Genomic DNA, 19,166 nt, shown 5'->3' with positions numbered 1-19,166 from the left:
GGTCGCCGGGCCGGACGATGCCGGCCAGGCCCCCCTGCGCGGCGCCCCGCGGCCCGGCCGGCGCGAACGGCACCTCGACCTCCTCCGGGATCCGGCCGGCTCCCGGAGCGAACACGGGCCAGCCGTCCTCCCAGACGACCGGGACGAGGAAGGTCTCCCTGCCGAGGTTGTGGTGGAAACCGCCGTAGGTGCGCATGGCCAGGAGCAGCGCCCACCAGCTGCCGTCGGCGGCCTGCACCAGATCGGCGTGGCCCGCCCCGACCACGCCGGCCGCGCGGCCGAGATGGCGGTGGGTCAGCACGGGGTTGCTCCGGCTGCCCTGGTAAGGCCCGCTGAGGCAGTCGGATCGCGCCACGCAGACGCTGTGGTGGAACTCCGTGCCGCCCTCGGCGGCCACCAGGTAGTAGGTGCCGTCCACCTTGTACAGGTGTGGCCCCTCCGCCCAGACGACGCCGCGCATCGCCCCGTTCCAGACCACGTGTTCGGGGCCGACCGGGGCGAGTGTCACGAGGTCCAGCTCGCGGATCCACACCTCGGTCTGGTCGTGCCACTCCGGCCTGCGCGCCGGCCGGGTGCCGTGCAGCCACGCCCTGCCGTCGTCGTCGAAGAACAGTGAGGGGTCGATCCCGTCCGCGTCCAGCCAGACCACGTCCGACCACGGGCCGGCCGGGTCGGACGCGGTCATCAGGAAGTTGCCGCCCCGACCCGGGTCCGCCTGGTCGACCAGCGTGCACACCACCCAGAACCTGCCGTCGTGGTGCCGGATCGTCGGCGCGAACAGGCCGCCCGAGGACGCGATGCCCGCGTAGTCGAGCTGGTTGCGGCGATCGACCACGTGACCGACCGGGTCCCAGTGCGTGAGGTCGGTGCTGTGGAACACCGGCAGGCCGGGGAAGTACTCGAAGGTCGAGGTGACCAGGTAGTAGTCGTCGCCGACCCGGCAGACCGAGGGGTCGGGGTGGCAGCCGGGCAGGATCGGGTTGGCGACCCGGCTCACCGGGGGGTGCTCGTCTCCACGGTGACCAGGCGGGCGTCGTCCCGGGTGAGCGGGTAGGCGGCACCGGTGACGACCAGCGTCGTCCGGGCGGTGGCGTCACCGGGCAGCCGCCGCTCGCGGGCGCGGCGCGCGTTCGAGATCACGCCACCGGTCGACTCCTCGCCGGGAACATCCAGCTCGGCGGCCGCCGCGTGGCTGCCCACCCAGACCTCGACGTCGCCGGGCTCGACGATCCGCACCATCCGCCGGTCGCTGAACGCCAGCCGCGCGGTCGGCACCCTGAACCTGACCCGCCGGGACTCCCCGGGGGCCAGCTCCACCCGGGCGTAGCCGAGCAGCTGGGCCACCGGCCGCACCACGGATGCGACCACGTCGTGCCCGTACAGTTGCACGACGTCGGCACCCGCCACCCCTCCGGTGTTGGTGACGGTGACCGCGGCGGCGAAGGCGTCGCCGGCGCGCACCGAGGCGTCGACGACCAGGTCGGTGTGCGTGAAGGTGGTGTAGGACAGCCCGAAGCCGAACGGACGCACCGGCGTGGGGTCGGTCGAGGTGACCTCCGACGGCCCGCCGAGGATGGGCCGCAGGTAGGAGTACGGCTGGGCGCCGGCCGAGCGGGGGAGCGAGACCGGCAGCCGTCCGGACGGGTTCACCGCGCCGGTGAGGACGTCGGCGATGGCGGTGCCGCCGCCCTCGCCGGGGAAGAAGGCCTGCAGGACCGCAGCGGGCCGGGGGCCCTCCGCGTCCAGGGCCCAGCCGATCGCGTACGGGCGCCCGGTCAACAGGACCATCACCACCGGCGTCCCGGTCGCGACCACGGCCTCGACGAGCTCCCGCTGCACGCCGGGCAGGTCGAGCGTCTCGCAGTCGTTGCCCTCGCCGACGGTGCCGCGTCCGAACAGGCCGGCCTGGTCGCCGACGACCACCACCGCCAGGTCGCTGGACGCGGCGGCGGCCACGGCATCGGCGAAGCCGTCGGTGCCTGGACCCTCCACCGTGCAGCCCTGGGCGAGGACCAGTTCTGGCCGGGGCAGCCCCGCCTCGCCGAAAGCCGTGGCCAGCGCCTCGGCGACGGTCGGGATGGCGATCCCGATCGGGACGTCCGGATACCCGGACAGCACGTGGTTGGCGAAGGAGTAGCAGCCCTGCAGGGCCTCGACCCTGGCGGCGTTCGGCCCGATCACGGCCAGCCGGCGCACCGGCTGGGCGCGACCGGCCAGCGGCAGGGTGCCGTCGTTGGCCAGCAACACGATCGATTCGGCAGCCAGCCGGCGGGCGAGGTCCTGGTGGGCGGGCGGGTCGAGGTCGATGCTCGCCGGCGGCTCGCCGGCGTAGGCGTCCGGGTCCAGCAGGCCGAGGTCCTCCTTCTGCGACAGGACGCGCAGCACGGCGCGGTCCACGTAGCCCACGTCGATCGCCCCGGACCTGACCTTCTCCGCCAGCGGCGCCAGGTAGGCGTCGCCCCCGGGCAGTTCCACGTCGATCCCGGCGCGCAGGGCCAGCGCCGCGGCCTCGCCGCGGTCGGCCGCGACCGCGTGCATGACCTGCAGGAAGGCGACGGCGAAGTAGTCGGCGACCACGACGCCGGTGAAGCCCAGCTGCTCGCGCAGCACTCCGGTGAGGTAGTCCGCGCTGGCGGCCATCGGGACGCCGTCGATGTCGACGTAGGCGTTCATCACCGACCTCACGCCACCATCGAGGATGGCCATCTCGAACGGCGGCAGGAAGACGTCCGCGAGCTCCCGCGGCCCCGCGTGCACGGGCGCGTGGTTGCGTCCCGCGATCGAGGCGGAGTAGCCGAGGAAGTGCTTGAGGGTGGCGTGGACGCCCGCCTCCTGCAAGCCCTGCACATAGGCGGTGCCCACCGTCCCGACCAGGTAGGGGTCCTCGCCGATGCACTCGTCCACGCGTCCCCACCGGGGGTCGCGGATCACGTCCAGCACGGGGGCGAGGCCCTGGTGGACGCCGAGGGCACGCATGGACGTCCCGATCGCCGCCCCGACCTCGCGGACCAGGGCCGGGTCGAACGAGGCGCCCCAGGCCAGCGGCGTGGGGAAGCTCGTCGCCTGCCACGCGGACAGACCGGTGAGGCATTCCTCGTGCACGATCGCGGGGATGCCGAGCCTGGTCTCGCGCTGCAGCCGGCGCTGCTCGGCCCACAGCCAGGCGGCGCGCTGGGCGGGCTCGACCGGACGCGTGCCGTACACGCGGGTGTAGTGGCCCAGGCCGTGGCGGGTGCGCTCGGCGAGTTCGTCGGCGCCCCCGGAACGGGTGGCCATCTCGCCCTGCATCGGCGCGACGACGTCGCCGCCCTGGTCGAGCCAGTAGCTGGTCAGCTGCGCGAGCTTCTCCTCCAGCGTCATCGCCGCGACGAGGTCGCGGACGCGGGTGGAGGCAACGGGCATGGCCGGGACTCCGGCGTGGGATGTGGACACGGGGTCCGTCTCCTTCGGTGGTGGGGATGCGACGCGGGCGGTCAGCCCTTGACCGCGCCGGTGAGGCCGCCGACGATGCGCCGCTCGAAGATGCTGAAGAACAGCAGGGCGGGGATCATCGACAGCGAGGTGAACGCGAGGACGGCGGCCGTGTCGACCGAGTGCTCGGAGGAGAACGCCTGCACACCGAGGGGCAGCGTGTAGAGGCTGGACTTGTTCAGGATGAACAGCGGCAGCATGTAGCCGTTCCAGGCGCCGATGAACGCCAGGATGCCGGTCGTGATCACCCCGGGCAGCGACAGCGGGAGCACCATCCGGAAGAAGAACCCGAGCCGGCTCGCCCCGTCGATCGCCGCCGCCTCCTCCAGTTCCTTGGGGATCGCGGCGAGGAACGGCACCAGGATGATCACCGTGGTCGGCAGCGCGAACGCGATCTGCGGGAGGATGATCCCGAGCAGGTTGTCGGTCAGCCCGAGGTTCTTGATCAGCAGGTACAGCGGGGTGATCGCCACGGTGAGCGGGAACATCAGGCCCGCGGCGAACAGCGAGTACATCGCGTTGCGCCCCTTGAAGTCGTACCGGGCGATCACGAAGCTCGCCATCAGCGCCAGCGCGACCGCGCCGAGGGTGGTGGACACCGCCGAGATCGTCGAGTTGCCGAACTGCTGCCAGAACTGCGCACTGGTGAGCACCTGGGTGTAGTTGCTGATCACCCACGGGTCCGGCCAGCCGGACGGGTCGACGGTGATCTGGCTGTTGGTCCGGAAGCCGCCGACGATGATGTAGAGCACCGGCGCGATGCACACGGCGATCAGGACGGTGGCGATCAGGTAGGTGACCGGGCTGCCCCAGGTGGCGCCGGAACGGCGCCGGGCGCGGCGCCCGCCGGGACGTGCGGTGAGTGTGGCCTGGGACATCACGCCTCCACCTTCCTGGGCTTCTCGGTGAGGGCGCCCTCGGTGTCCCTGCGCAGGACGAACCGCTGGTAGGTCAGCGCGATCACCAGCGAGATCACGAAGATCACGACGGCGACGGCGTTGCCGTAGCCGTAGTTGCCGGCGAGGCGGCCCTCGCGGACCATGTAGGTCGCCATCGTGGAGGTGCCCGCGGTGGCGGAGACGTACTGGCCCCAGATGATGTAGACGAGGTCGAACAGCTGCAGGGAGCCGATGATCGACAGGAACGCCCACACCCGGATCGTCGGGCCGAGCAGGGGGAGCGTGATCCAGCGCTGGATCTGCCAGTAGGACGCGCCGTCGATGGCGGCCGCCTCGTACAACTCGTCCGGGATGCCCTGCATGCCGGCGAGCATGAGGATGACGGCGAAGCCGATGTACTTCCACGAGATGATCACCATCAGCGTCCAGATGGCGATGTTCGGGTCGGCGATCCAGTCGGTGGCCATCCCGCCGAGGCCGATGTTGGCGAGGAGGTCGTTCAGGGCGCCCTGGTACTGGAGCATCAGGCTCCAGCCGGTGCCGACGATGACCTCCGAGATCACGTAGGGGACGAAGATCAGCACGCGGATCAGCGAGCGGCCCTTGATGTTCTGGTTGAGCAGCAGGGCGAAGGCGATCGCGGCCGGCCCCTGCAGGATCAGCGACCAGATGACGATGAAGCCGTTGTGCTGCAGCGCCTGCAGGAAGGCGCCGTCGGTGAAGATCGTCACGTAGTTCGCCCACCCCACGAAGTTCGTCGGCGCCCCGAAGCCCTTCCACTTGAAGAACCCGTAATAGGCGGCCATGAACACGGGGAAGATGACGAAGGCCAGGAACATGACGAGCGCCGGTCCGGACAGGATCGTGATCTCGAGGCGTTTGCGCCACTGCGCCCTGGCCCGGTCGGACCGGGACGACGCCTTGACGGCGCCGCCCCGGACCGACGGCGAACCTGGTGAGCGGTGTGGCAGTGCGTTGACTGTTTCGCTCATGAGGTCCGTGCTATCCCTTCGCGGCAGCCGACTTCACCGCGGTGACGATGTCGGCAGCGGTGCCCTTGCCGGCGAGCATGTTCACCACGCCGCCGTTGAGGGCGTTACCGACGTTCTGGCCGTACTGGGTGTCGAGCCACAGAACGACGTAGGACGCCTTGTTGTAGGCCCCGAGCACGTCCTTCAGGGCGCTGTCGGTGACGACGTCCTGGGACTGCTGGTTGGCCGGGAGGGTCTGGAACGCCTTGGCGTAGCCCTCCTGGCTGGCCTTGCTGGCGATGAAGTTCAGGAACTCCACGCACTCGGCCGGGGCGTTCTTGCGGCAGGCGAACCCGTCCACGCCACCCATCATCGCGCTGGCATCGCCCGCGCCTCCGGTGACCGCGGGGAACGGGAACCAGCCGAGGTCGGCCAACGACTTGCCGTCCGGGGTGAGGGACGCCACCACGCCCGGCTCCCAGGCGCCCATGAGCTCCATGGCTGCCTTGTGGTTGGCCAGCATGCCGGCCGAAGAGCCCGCGCCCTGCTGGGCGGAGGTGGTCAGGAAGCCCTTGTTGAAGGGGTCGGTGTCGGAGAACGCCTTCAGGTCCTCACCGGCCTTGGCCCAGCAGTTGTCGGAGAAGTCCTGGCTGGCCAGCGGGGTGGTGATGACCTCCTTGCTGCAGTCCCGCAGCGCGAAGAAGTAGTACCAGTGGGCGGCCGGCCACGCGTCCTTGCCACCGAGGGCGATCGGGGTGATCCCCGCGGCCTTCAGCTTGACGATCGCGGCGTTCAGCTCGTCGAAGGTGGTCGGGGTAGCGGTGATCCCCGCCTTCTCGAACAGGTCCTTGCTGTAGTAGATGCCGCCGGGCAGCACCGAAGTCGGCATGCCGTAGACCTTGCCGTCGATCGTGTACGCGTTGAAGACGGCGTCGCCGTACTGGCTCTTCACGTCGGCGCTGATCTGGTCGGTGATGTCCATCACCTGGTCGCCCGCCACCACGTCGGCGAGCTTGCCGCCGCCGCGGGCCATGAAGATCGTGGGCTCGTCGCCGCCGGAGTTCAGCGCGGTCTGCAGCTTGCCGTCCATGTCCTCGTTCTGGATGGCCTGGATGTTGATGGTGACGTTCGGGTGTTCCTTCTCGAACGCCGCGACGGTGTCCTCCCAGTACTGCTTGCCGTCGCCGGTGGTGGAGTTGTGCCAGAACGTCATGGTGACGGGGGCGGCGCTCGCGCCGTCCGTGGCACTGCTGGTGCTGGTGGTGCCGCTGCTGCAACCGGCGGCGATGAGGGCGACACTTGCGCTGAGAGCGACCAGTGCCGTGCCCCTGATTGTCTTCTTCATCGAGACCTCTCAGTCCTCCTCGACTGTGGCAGGGGTTCCTGCCACTTCGGATCCTGTCACCGGGTTTGTTGTGGTGTCAAACGTTTTCGATAACGTTTTCGTTGCGATCGGATCCGCGTCCGGCCGCATGGACTACGGTTACCGGCGTGACCACTGACGTCGACAGGCTGCGTCGCCGCGGGCCCGCGATCGGCGCGACGCGCGTCACGATCGTCGACGTCGCCCGCGTGGCCGGAGTGTCGGTGTCGACGGTCTCCAAGGTGATCAACGACCGGTACGGGGTGGCCCCGCAGACCCACGACAGGGTGATGGACGTCGTCGAGCGGCTCGGCTACGAGACCTCCCTGGTCGCCAGCTCGCTGAGGCGGACCAGCACGAACGTGATCGGCATCCTGATCCCGGAGTTCGAGCCCTTCTCCACCGAGCTGCTGAAAGGCATCTCGAGTGCGGCCGAGGGGACCGGCTACGAGCTGCTGGCCTACTCGGGCAACCTCGGCCACGACCAGGTCGGCTGGGAGCGTCGTTCGCTGTCCCGGCTGGCCGGGACACTGATCGACGGCGCCGTCGTGGTGGCGCCGACCGCGACGGTGACCGATGCCCCGATCCCGGTCGTGGCGGTCGATCCCCACACCGGGCGGACCGGCCCCTCCACCATCGAGGCCGACAACGTCGGCGGCGCGAGGGCCGCCACACAGCACCTGATCGACCTCGGGCACCGGCGGATCGCCCACGTCCGCGGCCGCGAGGACCTGGTCTCCGCGAGCCTGCGCGAACAGGGCTACCGGGAGGCACTGGAGGCGGCCGGGATCCCGTTCGACCCCGACCTGGTCCGCGTCGGCGGCTACCGGGCTGCGGAGACCACCGACGCGGCCCGCGAGCTGCTCACGCTGCCGGAGCCTCCCACCGCCGTGTTCTCCGCCAACGACCTGTCCGCGATCCGCGTCCTCGAGATCGCGGGGGAGCTCGGCCTCCGGGTGCCCGAGGACCTCAGCGTCGTGGGCTTCGACAACGTCCCCGAATCGGCGAACGCGGTGCCGGCCCTGACCACGGTCGCGCAGCCCCTCCACGAGATGGGGGCGGAAGCGGTCCGGATCCTGCTGGGCCTGCTCGGCGGCGAACCGGTTGAGGAACACCTGCACCTGCCCGCCACCCTCGTGGTGCGGGCCAGCACGGCGCCACCGGCCCGGTGAGGCGCGCGGGGCACCGATCGGACAGCAGTGGAAGTGAAGGAGGATCCATGAGCACTCTCCCCACCCCGGTGCCGGGCCTGACCGGCCTGAAGGTGCTGGTCCTGGGCGGCACCGGCGTGATCAGTTCTGCGGTGGTGCGCCGGGCCGTCGAGGTCGGCCACGACGTGACGGTCCTCAACCGCGGCCGGAGCCACGCCGAGGCCGTCCACACCCCGCCGGCACAGGTGCGGACGCTGCAGGCGGACCTGCGCGACCCCGCCGCGGTGCGCGCGGCGCTCGGCGCGGAGGAGTTCGACGTCGTGGCGTCGTTCTTCTGCTTCGTCCCCGCACACGTCCGGGCGGAACTGGAGCTGTTCTCCGGCCGAACCGGACAGTACCTGTTCATCAGCTCCGCCTCGGCCTACCAGACGCCACCGCTGCGGCTGCCGGTCACCGAGGCCACGCCGCTGCGCAACCCGTACTGGCAGTACTCGCGCGACAAGATCGCCTGTGAGGACCTGCTCGTCTCGGCCTACCGGGAGACCGGCTTCCCGGCGACGATCGTGCGACCGTCGCACACCTACGACCCCACGGCGGTGCCGTTCGACGGCGGCTGGACGGTCGTCGAACGGATGCGCCGCGGGGTACCGGTGGTGGTGCCGGGGGACGGTACGTCGCTGTGGACCCTCACTCACAACTCCGACTTCGCCCGGGCGTTCGTGGGGCTGTTCGGAAGGGCCGCGACCATCGGCGGGGCGTTCCACATCACCTCCGACGAGGCGCTGGCCTGGAACGAGATCTACCGCACGGTCGGCGCCGCGGCCGGTGTGGAACCGGTGCTGGTCCACGTGCCCTCCGACACGATCGCCGCCGCGGACCCGGCCCTCGGCGCGTCCCTGCTCGGCGACAAGGCGCACTCGATGGTGTTCGACAACAGCGCGGTCCGTTCCATCGTTCCCGGCTGGCGGGCCGTCGTCCCGTTCGCGCAGGGCGCCCGGGAGATCGTCGCCTGGCACGACGCCGACCCGTCCCGCCGTGCCGTCGACGCCCGCCTGGACGCCCTCTTCGATCGGCTGGTGTCCCGCTTCGCCGCCTGAGCGGCGATGAGGCTCAGGCGTCCCCGCGCGGTCGCCGCGTCCGGGCGCGCGAAGGTCGGCGACGGCGTCACTGAGGACACCGTCGCCGACATCTCCGCGCAGCCGGCCGGCTGCCGCCGGGTCCGGCGCGATCACCGCAGGGTGCGGTAGATCGCCCCGGTGTGGAACAGCAGGATGACGTCCTGCCGCAGCCGCTCGCGGCGGAGTTCGTCCTCCACCCTGGCCCGCTCGCGGAGCGTGACCTCGTGCTCGCGGCGGAGCCGGACGCGCGTGGCCTGCCGCTCCTCGGCCTGGTCGGCCCATGCGACGAGGCTCGCGCCGAGCCGGAGCGCCAGCCGGTCGAGCAGCGGTCGCGGGGGACTGGTGGTGGTGTGACGGAAATGCCCGGTTTCGGGCAGCACATTCGTAGGCATGACAATTCTTTCGTTATTCTTCGGGGTCGCCAAAGACAAGGGCGAGCGATAATCCGGACGGTGCGCGACCGGAACGGGTCACCGGCTGGCGCCGGCTGTATTGCACGGGGCGATTTCTGGCGGGATGGTTCCCTGGACTGGCTTCGTCGGCCTCGCCACCGTCACGACAGGTGGCGGGCGGGAGCCGTCAGCTGTGCTTCGTGACGAAGGAGGCGCCGCCGAAGCCGGCCGGACGCGCATCCACGGTGCGCTGATCGTTGATCATCAACATGCCGGCTCCTTTCTGCTGTGTCGGCGTCAGGAAGAAACTAGTACCGGCGCGGCACAGAATGCAAGTCGAACCGCGAGATTGCTGCCACGAATTAGCCCGGCGCAGGATTTTCGGGGGTTCAGGACGGATCGACGATCTCCAGCAGGGCCTGGCCGGACGCGACGGAATCCCCGACGGCCACGGCCAGGTGCGCCACCAGACCCGAGCGGTGGGCGGTGATCGGCTGCTCCATCTTCATCGCCTCGAGCACCACGACCAGGTCGCCCTCGGTGACCTCGTCCCCGTCCGCGACGGCGACCTTCACGATGGTGCCCTGCATCGGTGCGGCGAGTTCGTTCGACGACGGCGCCTTCGCCCTTGCCCCTCCGGTACTGCGGCGCACCGGTCGCTTCGCCGCCGCCGGACGGGCGGCGGGAGCGGCGAGCGAGGAGGGCAGGCGCACCTCGACGCGCCGGCCGTTCACCTCGACGACGTAGGTGTCGCTCTCCACCGGCTCGGTCTCGCCGATCGCGCCGACGTACGGGGCGATCGGCGTGTCGAACTCGGTCTCGATCCACCGGGTGTGGACGCCGAAGGCGCCCTCCGGTGCGACGAACGCGGGGTCGAGCAGCACCGCGGAGTGGAACGGCAGCACCGAGGGCATCCCCTCCAGCACCGTCTCGGCCAGCGCCCGCCGGGCGCGCTCGATGGCCTGCCTGCGATCGGCCCCGGTGACGACGATCTTGGCCACCAGGGAGTCGAACGAGCCGGGCACGGCCATGCCGGCGAGATAGCCGGAGTCGACGCGGACGCCGGGGCCCGACGGCGGCTGCCACGCCGTGAGCGTTCCCGGTGCGGGCATGAAGGTTCGGCCGGGGTCCTCGGCGTTGATCCGGAACTCGATCGAGTGGCCGCGCGGGGGCGGGTCGTCGTAGCCCAGTTCCTCGCCGTCGGCGATCCGGAACATCTCCCGGACCAGGTCGATCCCGGTGACCTCCTCCGACACCGGGTGCTCGACCTGCAGCCGGGTGTTCACCTCCAGGAAGCTGATCGTGCCGTCCTGCCCGACGAGGAACTCGCAGGTGCCGGCCCCGACGTACCCGGCCTCGCGCAGGATCGCCTTGCTCGAGGTGTACAGACGCTCGCGCTGTGCGTCGGTGAGGAATGGTGCGGGCGCCTCCTCGACGAGCTTCTGGTGGCGGCGCTGCAGCGAGCAGTCACGCGTGGAGACCACCACCACGGCGCCGTGCGCGTCGGCCAGGCACTGGGTCTCGACGTGCCGCGGGCGGTCCAGGTACCGCTCGACGAAGCACTCGCCACGTCCGAACGCGGTGACCGCCTCGCGGGTGGCGGACTCGAACAGCTCGGGCACCTCGGCCAGCGTCCGGGCCACCTTCAGCCCGCGGCCGCCCCCGCCGTAGGCGGCCTTGATCGCGATCGGCAGGCCGTACTCGCGGGCGAACGCCACCACCTCGTCCGCACCTCCGACCGGGTCGGAGGTGCCCGGCACCAGCGGAGCTCCGACCTTCGCGGCGATGTGCCGGGCCCGCACCTTGTCGCCCAGTGCGTCGATCGCGGCCGGTGGCGGCCCGATCCAGACCAGCCCGGCATCGATCACCGCCTGGGCGAACGCCGCGTTCTCGGCGAGGAACCCGTAGCCGGGATGGACGGCGTCGGCGCCTGACCGTGCGGCGACGGCCAGGATCTTGGCGCTGTCGAGGTAGGTCTCGGCGGGGGTGAGGCCGTTCAGGGCGAAGGCCTCGTCGGCGAGCCTGACGAACAGCGAGTCGGCATCGGGGTCGGCGTAGACCGCGACGCTGGCCAGGCCGGCGTCGCGGGCCGCGCGGAGCACCCGCACCGCGATCTCTCCCCGGTTGGCGACGAGCACCTTTGTGATCGGCATTGGGACTCCTCCTTGCGCACCGCTGCCGACTCTAGCCGCGCGGCCGGTCCTGGTGGCGCGGTTCGGGGGGTTCGCCGGAGAACCACTGATCGGTGCGCCCTGGTTGGTCCGGCGACCGGCGGCCCTCCGCTCAGCCCAGACGCGCCTCGATCGCCGCCACGATGGACGGGCGCAGCTGAGCCGCGCTGATCACGCGGTCCACCGACCCCACACGGACCGCCCTGTGGATGTCGTGCACGGTGTCGAACTCCGCGGCCACCTCGCCGATCTTCTCCGCCCGCACGGCCGCCCTGGCGTCGGCGAGTTCGAGCTGGAGCGCGGCACGGTCGGGCGCGCGCGCCGTCCTCAGCTTGGCCTCCACCGACGCCACCCGCGGGTCGGCGGCCATCCGCTTGGCCACGTCGCCGGCGAACACCACCGCTGCGGCGGGCGCCCCGCCGATCACGGACGCGAAGGAGCCCTCGATCGCCAGCACGGTCATGTTCTCGTTGAGCCGCTTGCTGAACACGACGAACGCACCGCCGTGGTACCTGCTGATCACCACGAACACGATCGGACCGCGGAAGTTCACGATGGCCCGGCCGATCTCGGCGCCGTACTCGAGCTGCAGGTTCCGCATCGACTCCGGCGACCCGTCGAACCCGGACAGGTTCGCCAGCACGACCAGCGGTCGGTTGCCGGAGGCCGCATTGATGGCGCGGGCCGCCTTCTTGCTGGAGCGGGGGAACAGGGTGCCGGCCGTCCAGGTGTCCGGACCGTCGGTGGGCGGGAAACCCGCCCGCGGCACCGGCCGGCTCTCGATCCCGAGCACCGCGACGGCATGGCCGCCGATCCGGGCGTCGATCACCACCGCCGTGTCGGCGTCGGCCATGCCCGCCCAGCGCTCCACCCGCGGGTGGTCGGCGTCGCACACGGCCGCGATCACCGTGCGGATGTCGAACGCCTTCTTGCGGTCGGGGTTGTGCAGGGCGGAGAAGATCTGCCCGACGGTGGTGAAGTCGCTGCCCTCCATGCGGTGCGGGAAGTCGGACACGTCCCGCTCGATCGGGTCGGCGGTGGGTGCGCGTCGCGGACCGCCCTCGCCCGGTGCCACCCAGGTGTTCTCGTAGTGGCCCATCAGGATCCCGAACGCCCCGGCCAGGTCCGGCGCCCAGTACTGGGCCTGCCCGTTGGGCCCCATCACCCGGTCGTAGCCGCCGATGCCGAAGTTGTCCTCGGCGGACACTCCTCCGGAGAAGTCGAGCGACTGCTTCCCGGTCAGCACCATCGCCGAGTCCGGCGTCATCACGAGGATGCCGCGCGTGTGCATGAGCATCGTGGCCTCGGCGTTCCAGTACGGCTGGGCGCCGACGTTGATCCCCGCGACGACCACGTTGATCTCGCCGCCGGCCTGGGTGAACTCGATGATCCGGCGCAGCGCCGCGCCGACCCAGTCCATGTTCTCGGTCCCGGAGTCCATCGAGATCCGCGCGCCCGAACTCAGCGTGTACCACTCCACGGGGACGCCGAGCTCCTCGGCCAGGTCGAGCGCGGCGATCACCCTGCGGCACTCCGGCTCGGCGACCGCGCCCAGCCCGCGGGTCGGGTCGCCGGACAGCACGATCCGGGTGATCCCGTCCGGGTGCACCGGCGTCGGGGTGGTGACCCGCGCGCAGATGATGCCTGCCCTGTTCTGGCCCGGCGCGCGGTCGACCGCCACCAGCCGGTCGGGACCGCCGGCAGCGGCGTCCGGGTCCAGGTCCAGCTCGACCAGCGTCCCCCCGGGCCCGGCGAGGGTCTCGGACAGCTCGTAGGGGTAGACCAGCCCCCGGCGCCGCGCGCGCAGGACCTTGGCGGCGTAGTCGTCCAGTGGCTTCAGCGGCTCGGTGGGGGGCGGCTCGACGGACGCCGAGACGCCCGCCCCCGGCTTCGCCCGGAACCGGATCGCCAGCCGGGTCGGCGGCGCGCCGTCGTGGGCGAAGGTGCCCTCGGCGAGCACCTCCTCGATGCCCGTCCCGTCCGACAGCGGGGTGATCTTGCCCTGCAGGGCCATCACGTCGCGCAGGTCGAGGTCGACCTCGGGCCACACGTAGACCCACACGTGGTTCATGTCCAGCCGGCTGCCCGCCGAGCCTCGGGCCGCCCTGGTGCGGCGGATCGCCTCCAGGCAGTTCTCCACCGCGCGCTCGGCGTGCGGAAGGCCGATCAGGCGGCCCCTGGGGTCACGGACCGGAGCGAGCTGGTTCACCTCCGCCATCGCCACCAGGCGTCGGTCGTCGGGGTTGCTCCTGGCCACGCAGTCGAAGAGCAGGACGCCGCGGGGGGCAGGCAACCGGGTGGTGTCGAACTCCCGCAGCCGCCACAGGTTCAGCCGACGGAAGATCATCGGGTGGACGCCGCGGACCCGCTGGTCCTCGACGAGCCCCGGGGCGCCGGGCCGGAAGGTGACGTAGTCGACGTCGCCGGCGGGGGAGCAGGCGGCGATCACGATCCTGCGGACGCCGGCGGGCAGGTCCCAGGCGGTCAGTTGCGGCTGGAGCACCGCGGCCAGACCGGCCCGGTCGGGTGAGTCGGGCCACGCGACGTAGAGCTCGACGACCGCCTCCTGGTCCGCGGCGCGGTCACGCGCCTGCGCCACCACGACGCGGGCAACCGGGCCGTCCGGGCCGAGCTCCTCCGCGGTGGCGAGCGTGGAGATGGCCTTCGTCGGACGGCCGTCGAGGACGTAGTCGGCGACCAGGACCGAGCGTCCCTCGACGCTGAACGCCCGCACCCCGGAGAGCTGGTGGTCGCCGTAGTGCTTGCGGGTGAGGATCTCCAGCAGCGGCTCGGTGGGGGTGACGCCGTAGCGGGCGAGCCGCTCGGACAGCGGGATGACCAGCCGCTCGGGGATCGCGGACAGGGTGGCGATCCGTTCGGCGTAGTCGGGTGCGTCCGGATGGGCGGCGAGGTCGGCCACCTCGTCGGCGACCCCGGAGAGCACCTGCTCCCGCTCCGCGTCCACCTGTGGCTGGTCGAACCAGCGGAACCGCACCGAGCGGGCCACGTCGCTGACGGCGGGGAAACGCCGCTGCGTCGCGCGCACGAGCCGCTCCAGCTGCGCGCGGGCCGGCGCGGCCAGCGCACGGTCGGGCGAGGGATCGCCGATCCAGCGGTCGAGCACCGCGAGGACCACCTGGACGTCGGAGGCGACCCGCTGCTGGGCGAGGAACATGCGGAAGACCGCATCCTCGAGCGCCGGGGTGCGGTCCAGCCCGGTCACGCCGTAGTGGGCGAGCGCGCGAGCGAGCCTGTCCACGAACTGGCTCGGCAAGCCGGCCCGGGTGGCGTCGAGGCTCTGCAGGTAGGCGTGGAAGTGCTCGCGGTCGGAGTGGATCCGCAGTTCCGCGCCGCCGTCCTCGCCGGCGGGCCGGTTGCGGCTGAGCTCGGCGAGGTCGGTGAACAGGGAGAGCAGGCCGATCTCGCCGGTGAGGACGTCGGCACCCTCGGCCCTGGCCCCGTCCCTGGCGGTCAGGTAGGACGCCAGGGCCGCCGACGCGTCCGTGTCGTAGCCCATCAGGTGAGCGCTCAGCTCCTCGCCCAGCCGGGAGAGCCGGGCGGTCGACGAGGTGTCGGCGGCAGGGGCGGGCAGTTCGACGGGCGCACCCTCGGCCACGGCCTCCTCCGCGCCGGAGTCGAGCGGCTCGAGCCGGACCAGCGGCGCCTGGCTCTCGACCTGGCTGCCCGTCCTCACGTGCAGCTCCCTGACGCGGGCGGCGAAGGGGGCCGTCAGCACGGTCTCCATCTTCATCGACTCCAGCACGACCAGCGGAGCTCCGGCCGCGACCTCCGCCCCGACCGGAACCGGCGTGGCCACCACCAGTGCCGGGGCGGGGGAGCGCAGGACGCCGCCCTCGTCCCGGGACACCCGGTGGGTGACCCCGTTCACCTCGATCAGGTGCACCGGCCCGTGGGTGTCGGTGACGATGCGGAAGACCTGGGCGCCCACCCTCAGCCGTCCGTGCACGTCGTCGAGGCGCTCGAGCGACGCCTCGGCCACCGTGCCCGCGACCCGGACCCGGTAGCCGGCCGGGCCGGTGCGCTGGGTGAGGAGGGTGTGGGCGGCGCCGCGCAGCTTCAGGTCGACCGACAGGGCACCGGCGTGCTGTGCCTGCGGGCGGCCACCGTGGGCGGTCTCGACCAGCCTCGCGATCTCGCGCTGTTCGGCCTCCTCGTAGGCCTCGATCGCCGCGGCGACGAGCGCCACCCCGGAGAACCGGTCGGCGACGAGGTCACCGGCGGCCCTGGCCCGGTCGATCCAGCCGGTGTCGGCCCATTCGCGGCCGTCGCCCGGCACCGGCCCGGCCAGCTCCGGGCGGCCCAGCAGTTCGAGGATGAAGCTCTTGTTGGTCGCCCCGCCGTCGATGATCACGGTGGTCTCGGCCAGCGCGCGACGCAGCCGTCCGAGCGCCTCGGCGCGGGTGCGGCCGGACGCGATGATCTTGGCGATCATCGAGTCGAATTCGGCGGGGATCGTGTCCCCCTCGGCGACGCCGGTGTCGACGCGGATGCCCGGGCCGACAGGGAAGTCGAGCCGGCTGATCACCCCCGGCGACGGGGCGAAGTCCCGGTCGGGGTCCTCGGCGTTGAGGCGTGCCTCGACCGCGTGGCCCTGCTCGACCGGGCGCTCGGTGAGCCGTTCCCCCGCCGCGACGCGCAGCTGGGCCTTGACCAGGTCGACGTCGTTGGTCACCTCGGTGATCGGGTGCTCGACCTGCAGCCGCGTGTTCACCTCGAGGAAGGCGAGCAGCCGGTCGGCGGAGTGGTAGAGAAACTCGACGGTGGCGGCCCCCACGTAGCCGACGGCGAGGACGAGTCGCTCCGCCGACGCCTTGAGGTCGGCGACCTGGCCGGCGTCCAGCAGCGGCGAGGCGGACTCCTCGACCACCTTCTGGTTGCGGCGCTGCACGGTGCAGTCGCGGACGCCGAGCGCCCAGGCCGTCCCGTGCGCGTCCGCGATCACCTGCACCTCGACGTGGCGGGCTCCGGTGACCAGCTTCTCCAGGAACACCACGCCGGAGCCGAACGACCGCTGGGCCTCGTCCCGCGTCCGCTGGTAGGCGTCGGCGAGGTCCGCGGCGGAGTCCACGCGCCGGATGCCGCGGCCGCCGCCGCCGGCGGTCGCCTTCAGCATCAGCGGGTAGCCGATCCGGTCGGCGGCGGCCAGGGCCTCCTCGACGGTGTCGACCCCGCCTCGACTCCACGGCGCCACCGGGACGCCGACCTGCTCGGCCAGGAGCTTGCTGCCGATCTTGTCCCCGAGCGAGCGCATCGCGTCCCCGGACGGGCCGATGAAGGTCATGCCGAGCGAGGTGACGAGGTCGGCGAAGGCCGCGTCCTCGGCGACGAAGCCCCAGCCGACCCAGACCGCGTCCGCCCTCGCCCGGGTGAGCACGCGGGCGAGCAGGTCGTGGTCGAGGTAGGGACGCGCCGAAGCGGGTCCGAGCGGGTAGGCCTCGTCCGCCTCGCGCGCGAACATCGCGGTGCGCTCGGCGTCGGTGTGCAGGGCGATCGTCGTGATCGGCGGGAGCTCGGGGTGCTCGGCGTTCAGGTCGCGCACGGCGTGGATGAGCCGCATGGCAGCCTCGCCGCGGTTGACGATCGCGATCCGCTGGAACACGTGGTCTCCTCCACTCGCTCACCCGGCGCCCGCCGGCCTTGGGGCAATCTGCCACGTCGCGCGCCGGGGGGCGAGAGGACACCGCCGCAACTGGACGAACTCGCCAAGATCGACGGCCCCGGAACCAAGAATGGCCGCGATCCGTTGTGGATTCCCCACAATCCGTCGTCGTGACGCCGGCTCCCACCCGGCCGAGGAAACCTCGGCGACGCGGAGGCGGGCGCTGGAGGCGGAGTGGGCCGCGGGTCAGCCGCGTGCGGCGACGGCCAGGTGGACCGGCACCTCGGGCTGGGCCGTGGCGGACGGGGCGGCGACGACGTGCCCGGCCTCGACGAGCGCGGCGCGGACGCCCTTCGCGCAAGCGCGCTCCGCCGCGGTGTGCCAGGGAAGCCGGACGCAGGTGTAGCCGCCGGAGGAGACCGCCTCGACGGCGCGCCGGGCGACGGCCTCGGGGTCGGTGACCACGGCGCCGAGCGACCCGTTGGCATTCAGCAGCCGGTGCGGCTGGAACTCCCTGGCGACGCTGATCCCGTTCCGCTCGGCCGTCTGCAGCAGACGGGAGTCAGGCAGCCCGACGATGGTCAGCGTGGGGTCGTAGTCGAGGACGGCGTTGACCAGTGCCCAGGCGTGGTTGCGGTCGGTGCGGGCCGCCTCGAACAGGGCCCCGCTGGGACGCACGCAGGTCACCCTCGCCTGTTCGGCGAGGGCCAGGCCGTCGAGGGCGCCGAGCTGGTAGATGATCGTCGCGGCCAGGTCGTCCGGGTCGTAGTCGACGAAGCGCTCACCGCCGCCGATCCGGTCGGCGTAGCCCACCGCCGCGCCGAGGGCGACCTCACGGGTGACGGCCTCGCTGCAGGCCCGCAGGATCGAGGTGGGATCGCCGGCGTGGATCCCGCAGGGCACCAGCGCCGTGCTGATCAACGGCCACAGGGCGTTGTCGGCCTCCGTCGCGGACTCGGCCAGACCGTGCCCCACCTCGGCGGTCAGGTCGATCTCCACGGTTCGTGAATCTACTCTCTCCGCATCGCCGGTGGTACCGGATACCGCAGCGCGGATGACCCCGTACAGCCGAGCGTGGTGCGATGCTGGGCGCGTGAGCACCTGCCGCAGCCGAGCGTGGCGCAACGGGACCGTCGTCGCGGAGGACTTCGCCCTGGCCGATCTCGACCACTGGCTGGCGCAGCCGGACACCCTGGTCTGGCTGGACCTGGTCAAGCCGGAGCCGGAGGTCCTCGCCGCCCTGGCCGAGGAGCTGAAGTTCGACCGGCAGGCGGTCGAGGACGCGGTCGCGCCGTACGAGCGTCCCAAGGCCACCCGGCACAGGAGCCACGTGTTCGTGACCTGCTACTCGACCCGGTTGTCGGAGCTGCCCGACCAGAGCGTGGTGCTGGAGGTCGGCCGGATCTCGGCTTTCGTGATGCGCGATGCCCTGGTCACCGTCCGGCTGGACGACCGGGTCGACATCGATGGGATCCTCGCCCGCTGGCAGGACGACGGACTGCTCGGCCACGGCGTGGCCGCGCTCGTCCACGGAATGCTCGATGAACTGGTCGACGGCCACTTCGACACCATCGAACGGATGGACGACGTGCTGGAGGGACTGGAGGACCTCCTGTTCGACCCGAAGATCCAGACCAGGGTGATCCAGCAGCGGGTCTTCGGCCTGCGCAAGGCACTGGTGCGGCTGCGGCGGGTCGTGCTGCCGATGCGGGAGGTCGTGACCGCGATCATGCGGTTCCACTCCGAGCGCGAGCGGACGCTGTCCAGCGAGCTGGAGGGAAGCTTCAACGACCTGTACGACCACGTGATCCGGGCCGCGGAGTGGACCGAGAGCCTCCGCGACATGGTGTCGTCGGTCTTCGAGACCAATCTGTCCCTGCAGGACGCGCGCCTCAACGAGGTGATGAAGAAGCTGGCGTCGTGGGCGGCGATCATCGCCGTCCCGACGGCCGTCACCGGCTGGTTCGGCCAGAACGTGCCGTACCCCGGGTACATGGCACCCTACGGGCT

At 71.8% G+C, this 19,166-nt stretch carries 12 protein-coding genes; 3 read left to right on the top strand and 9 right to left on the bottom strand.

Going from position 1 to position 19,166, the window contains the following annotated elements; all coding sequences use genetic code 11:
* The 5 genes from QM633_RS07355 to QM633_RS07335 form a co-directional block, all read right to left on the bottom strand.
* A partial coding sequence (locus QM633_RS07355; RefSeq protein ID WP_415153091.1) for a glycoside hydrolase family 43 protein occupies positions 1-997 on the bottom strand: 997 nt, incomplete at its 3' end.
* Entirely contained in the window at positions 994-3,432 is a 2,439-nt protein-coding gene (locus QM633_RS07350; RefSeq protein WP_415153090.1) for a beta-glucosidase family protein, read from the bottom strand. The genes QM633_RS07355 and QM633_RS07350, both read right to left, overlap by 4 nt.
* A gap of 41 nt (positions 3,433-3,473) precedes the next feature.
* On the bottom strand, positions 3,474-4,349 hold the full coding sequence (locus QM633_RS07345) for a carbohydrate ABC transporter permease (RefSeq protein ID WP_415153089.1): 876 nt from the start codon (positions 4,347-4,349) through the stop codon (positions 3,474-3,476).
* Positions 4,349-5,362 (bottom strand): carbohydrate ABC transporter permease, encoded by a 1,014-nt coding sequence (locus tag QM633_RS07340; RefSeq protein ID WP_415153088.1) that lies wholly within the window; start codon positions 5,360-5,362, stop codon positions 4,349-4,351. The genes QM633_RS07345 and QM633_RS07340 overlap by 1 nt, the downstream gene beginning before the upstream one ends.
* Before the next feature lie 10 nt (positions 5,363-5,372).
* Positions 5,373-6,686, bottom strand: coding sequence for an ABC transporter substrate-binding protein (locus tag QM633_RS07335; protein ID WP_415153087.1), 1,314 nt, complete (start codon positions 6,684-6,686; stop codon positions 5,373-5,375).
* 146 nt (positions 6,687-6,832) lie between these two features.
* On the opposite strand from QM633_RS07335, the gene QM633_RS07330 reads away from it, so the two are divergent.
* Together QM633_RS07330 and QM633_RS07325 are read left to right on the top strand one after the other, a co-directional pair.
* Positions 6,833-7,876, top strand: coding sequence for a LacI family DNA-binding transcriptional regulator (locus QM633_RS07330; protein ID WP_415153086.1), 1,044 nt, complete (start codon positions 6,833-6,835; stop codon positions 7,874-7,876).
* A 47-nt stretch (positions 7,877-7,923) separates the two neighbouring features.
* Positions 7,924-8,952, top strand: coding sequence for an SDR family oxidoreductase (locus tag QM633_RS07325; RefSeq protein WP_415153085.1), 1,029 nt, complete (start codon positions 7,924-7,926; stop codon positions 8,950-8,952).
* A gap of 131 nt (positions 8,953-9,083) precedes the next feature.
* On the opposite strand, the gene QM633_RS07320 is transcribed toward QM633_RS07325, so the two are convergent.
* The 4 genes from QM633_RS07320 to QM633_RS07305 form a co-directional block, all read right to left on the bottom strand.
* On the bottom strand, positions 9,084-9,365 hold the full coding sequence (locus tag QM633_RS07320) for a hypothetical protein (RefSeq protein ID WP_415153084.1): 282 nt from the start codon (positions 9,363-9,365) through the stop codon (positions 9,084-9,086).
* 389 nt (positions 9,366-9,754) lie between these two features.
* Positions 9,755-11,518, bottom strand: coding sequence for an acetyl/propionyl/methylcrotonyl-CoA carboxylase subunit alpha (locus QM633_RS07315; RefSeq protein WP_415153083.1), 1,764 nt, complete (start codon positions 11,516-11,518; stop codon positions 9,755-9,757).
* A 130-nt stretch (positions 11,519-11,648) separates the two neighbouring features.
* Positions 11,649-17,156 (bottom strand): carboxyl transferase domain-containing protein, encoded by a 5,508-nt coding sequence (locus tag QM633_RS07310; RefSeq protein ID WP_415153082.1) that lies wholly within the window; start codon positions 17,154-17,156, stop codon positions 11,649-11,651.
* A 246-nt stretch (positions 17,157-17,402) separates the two neighbouring features.
* Positions 17,403-18,155, bottom strand: coding sequence for a LamB/YcsF family protein (locus QM633_RS07305; RefSeq protein WP_415153081.1), 753 nt, complete (start codon positions 18,153-18,155; stop codon positions 17,403-17,405).
* A gap of 94 nt (positions 18,156-18,249) precedes the next feature.
* Here QM633_RS07305 and QM633_RS07300 point away from each other — a divergent pair.
* Positions 18,250-19,166: magnesium transporter CorA family protein (locus QM633_RS07300; RefSeq protein ID WP_415153080.1), on the top strand; the 917-nt coding region annotated here is incomplete at its 3' end.

It is taken from the genome of Propionicimonas sp. (assembly GCF_047606205.1).
Taxonomy (GTDB): Bacteria; Actinomycetota; Actinomycetes; order Propionibacteriales; family Propionibacteriaceae; genus Propionicimonas.
The sequence above is the reverse complement of the archived record's forward strand: the minus strand, read 5'-3'. Positions and strand labels throughout refer to the sequence as shown.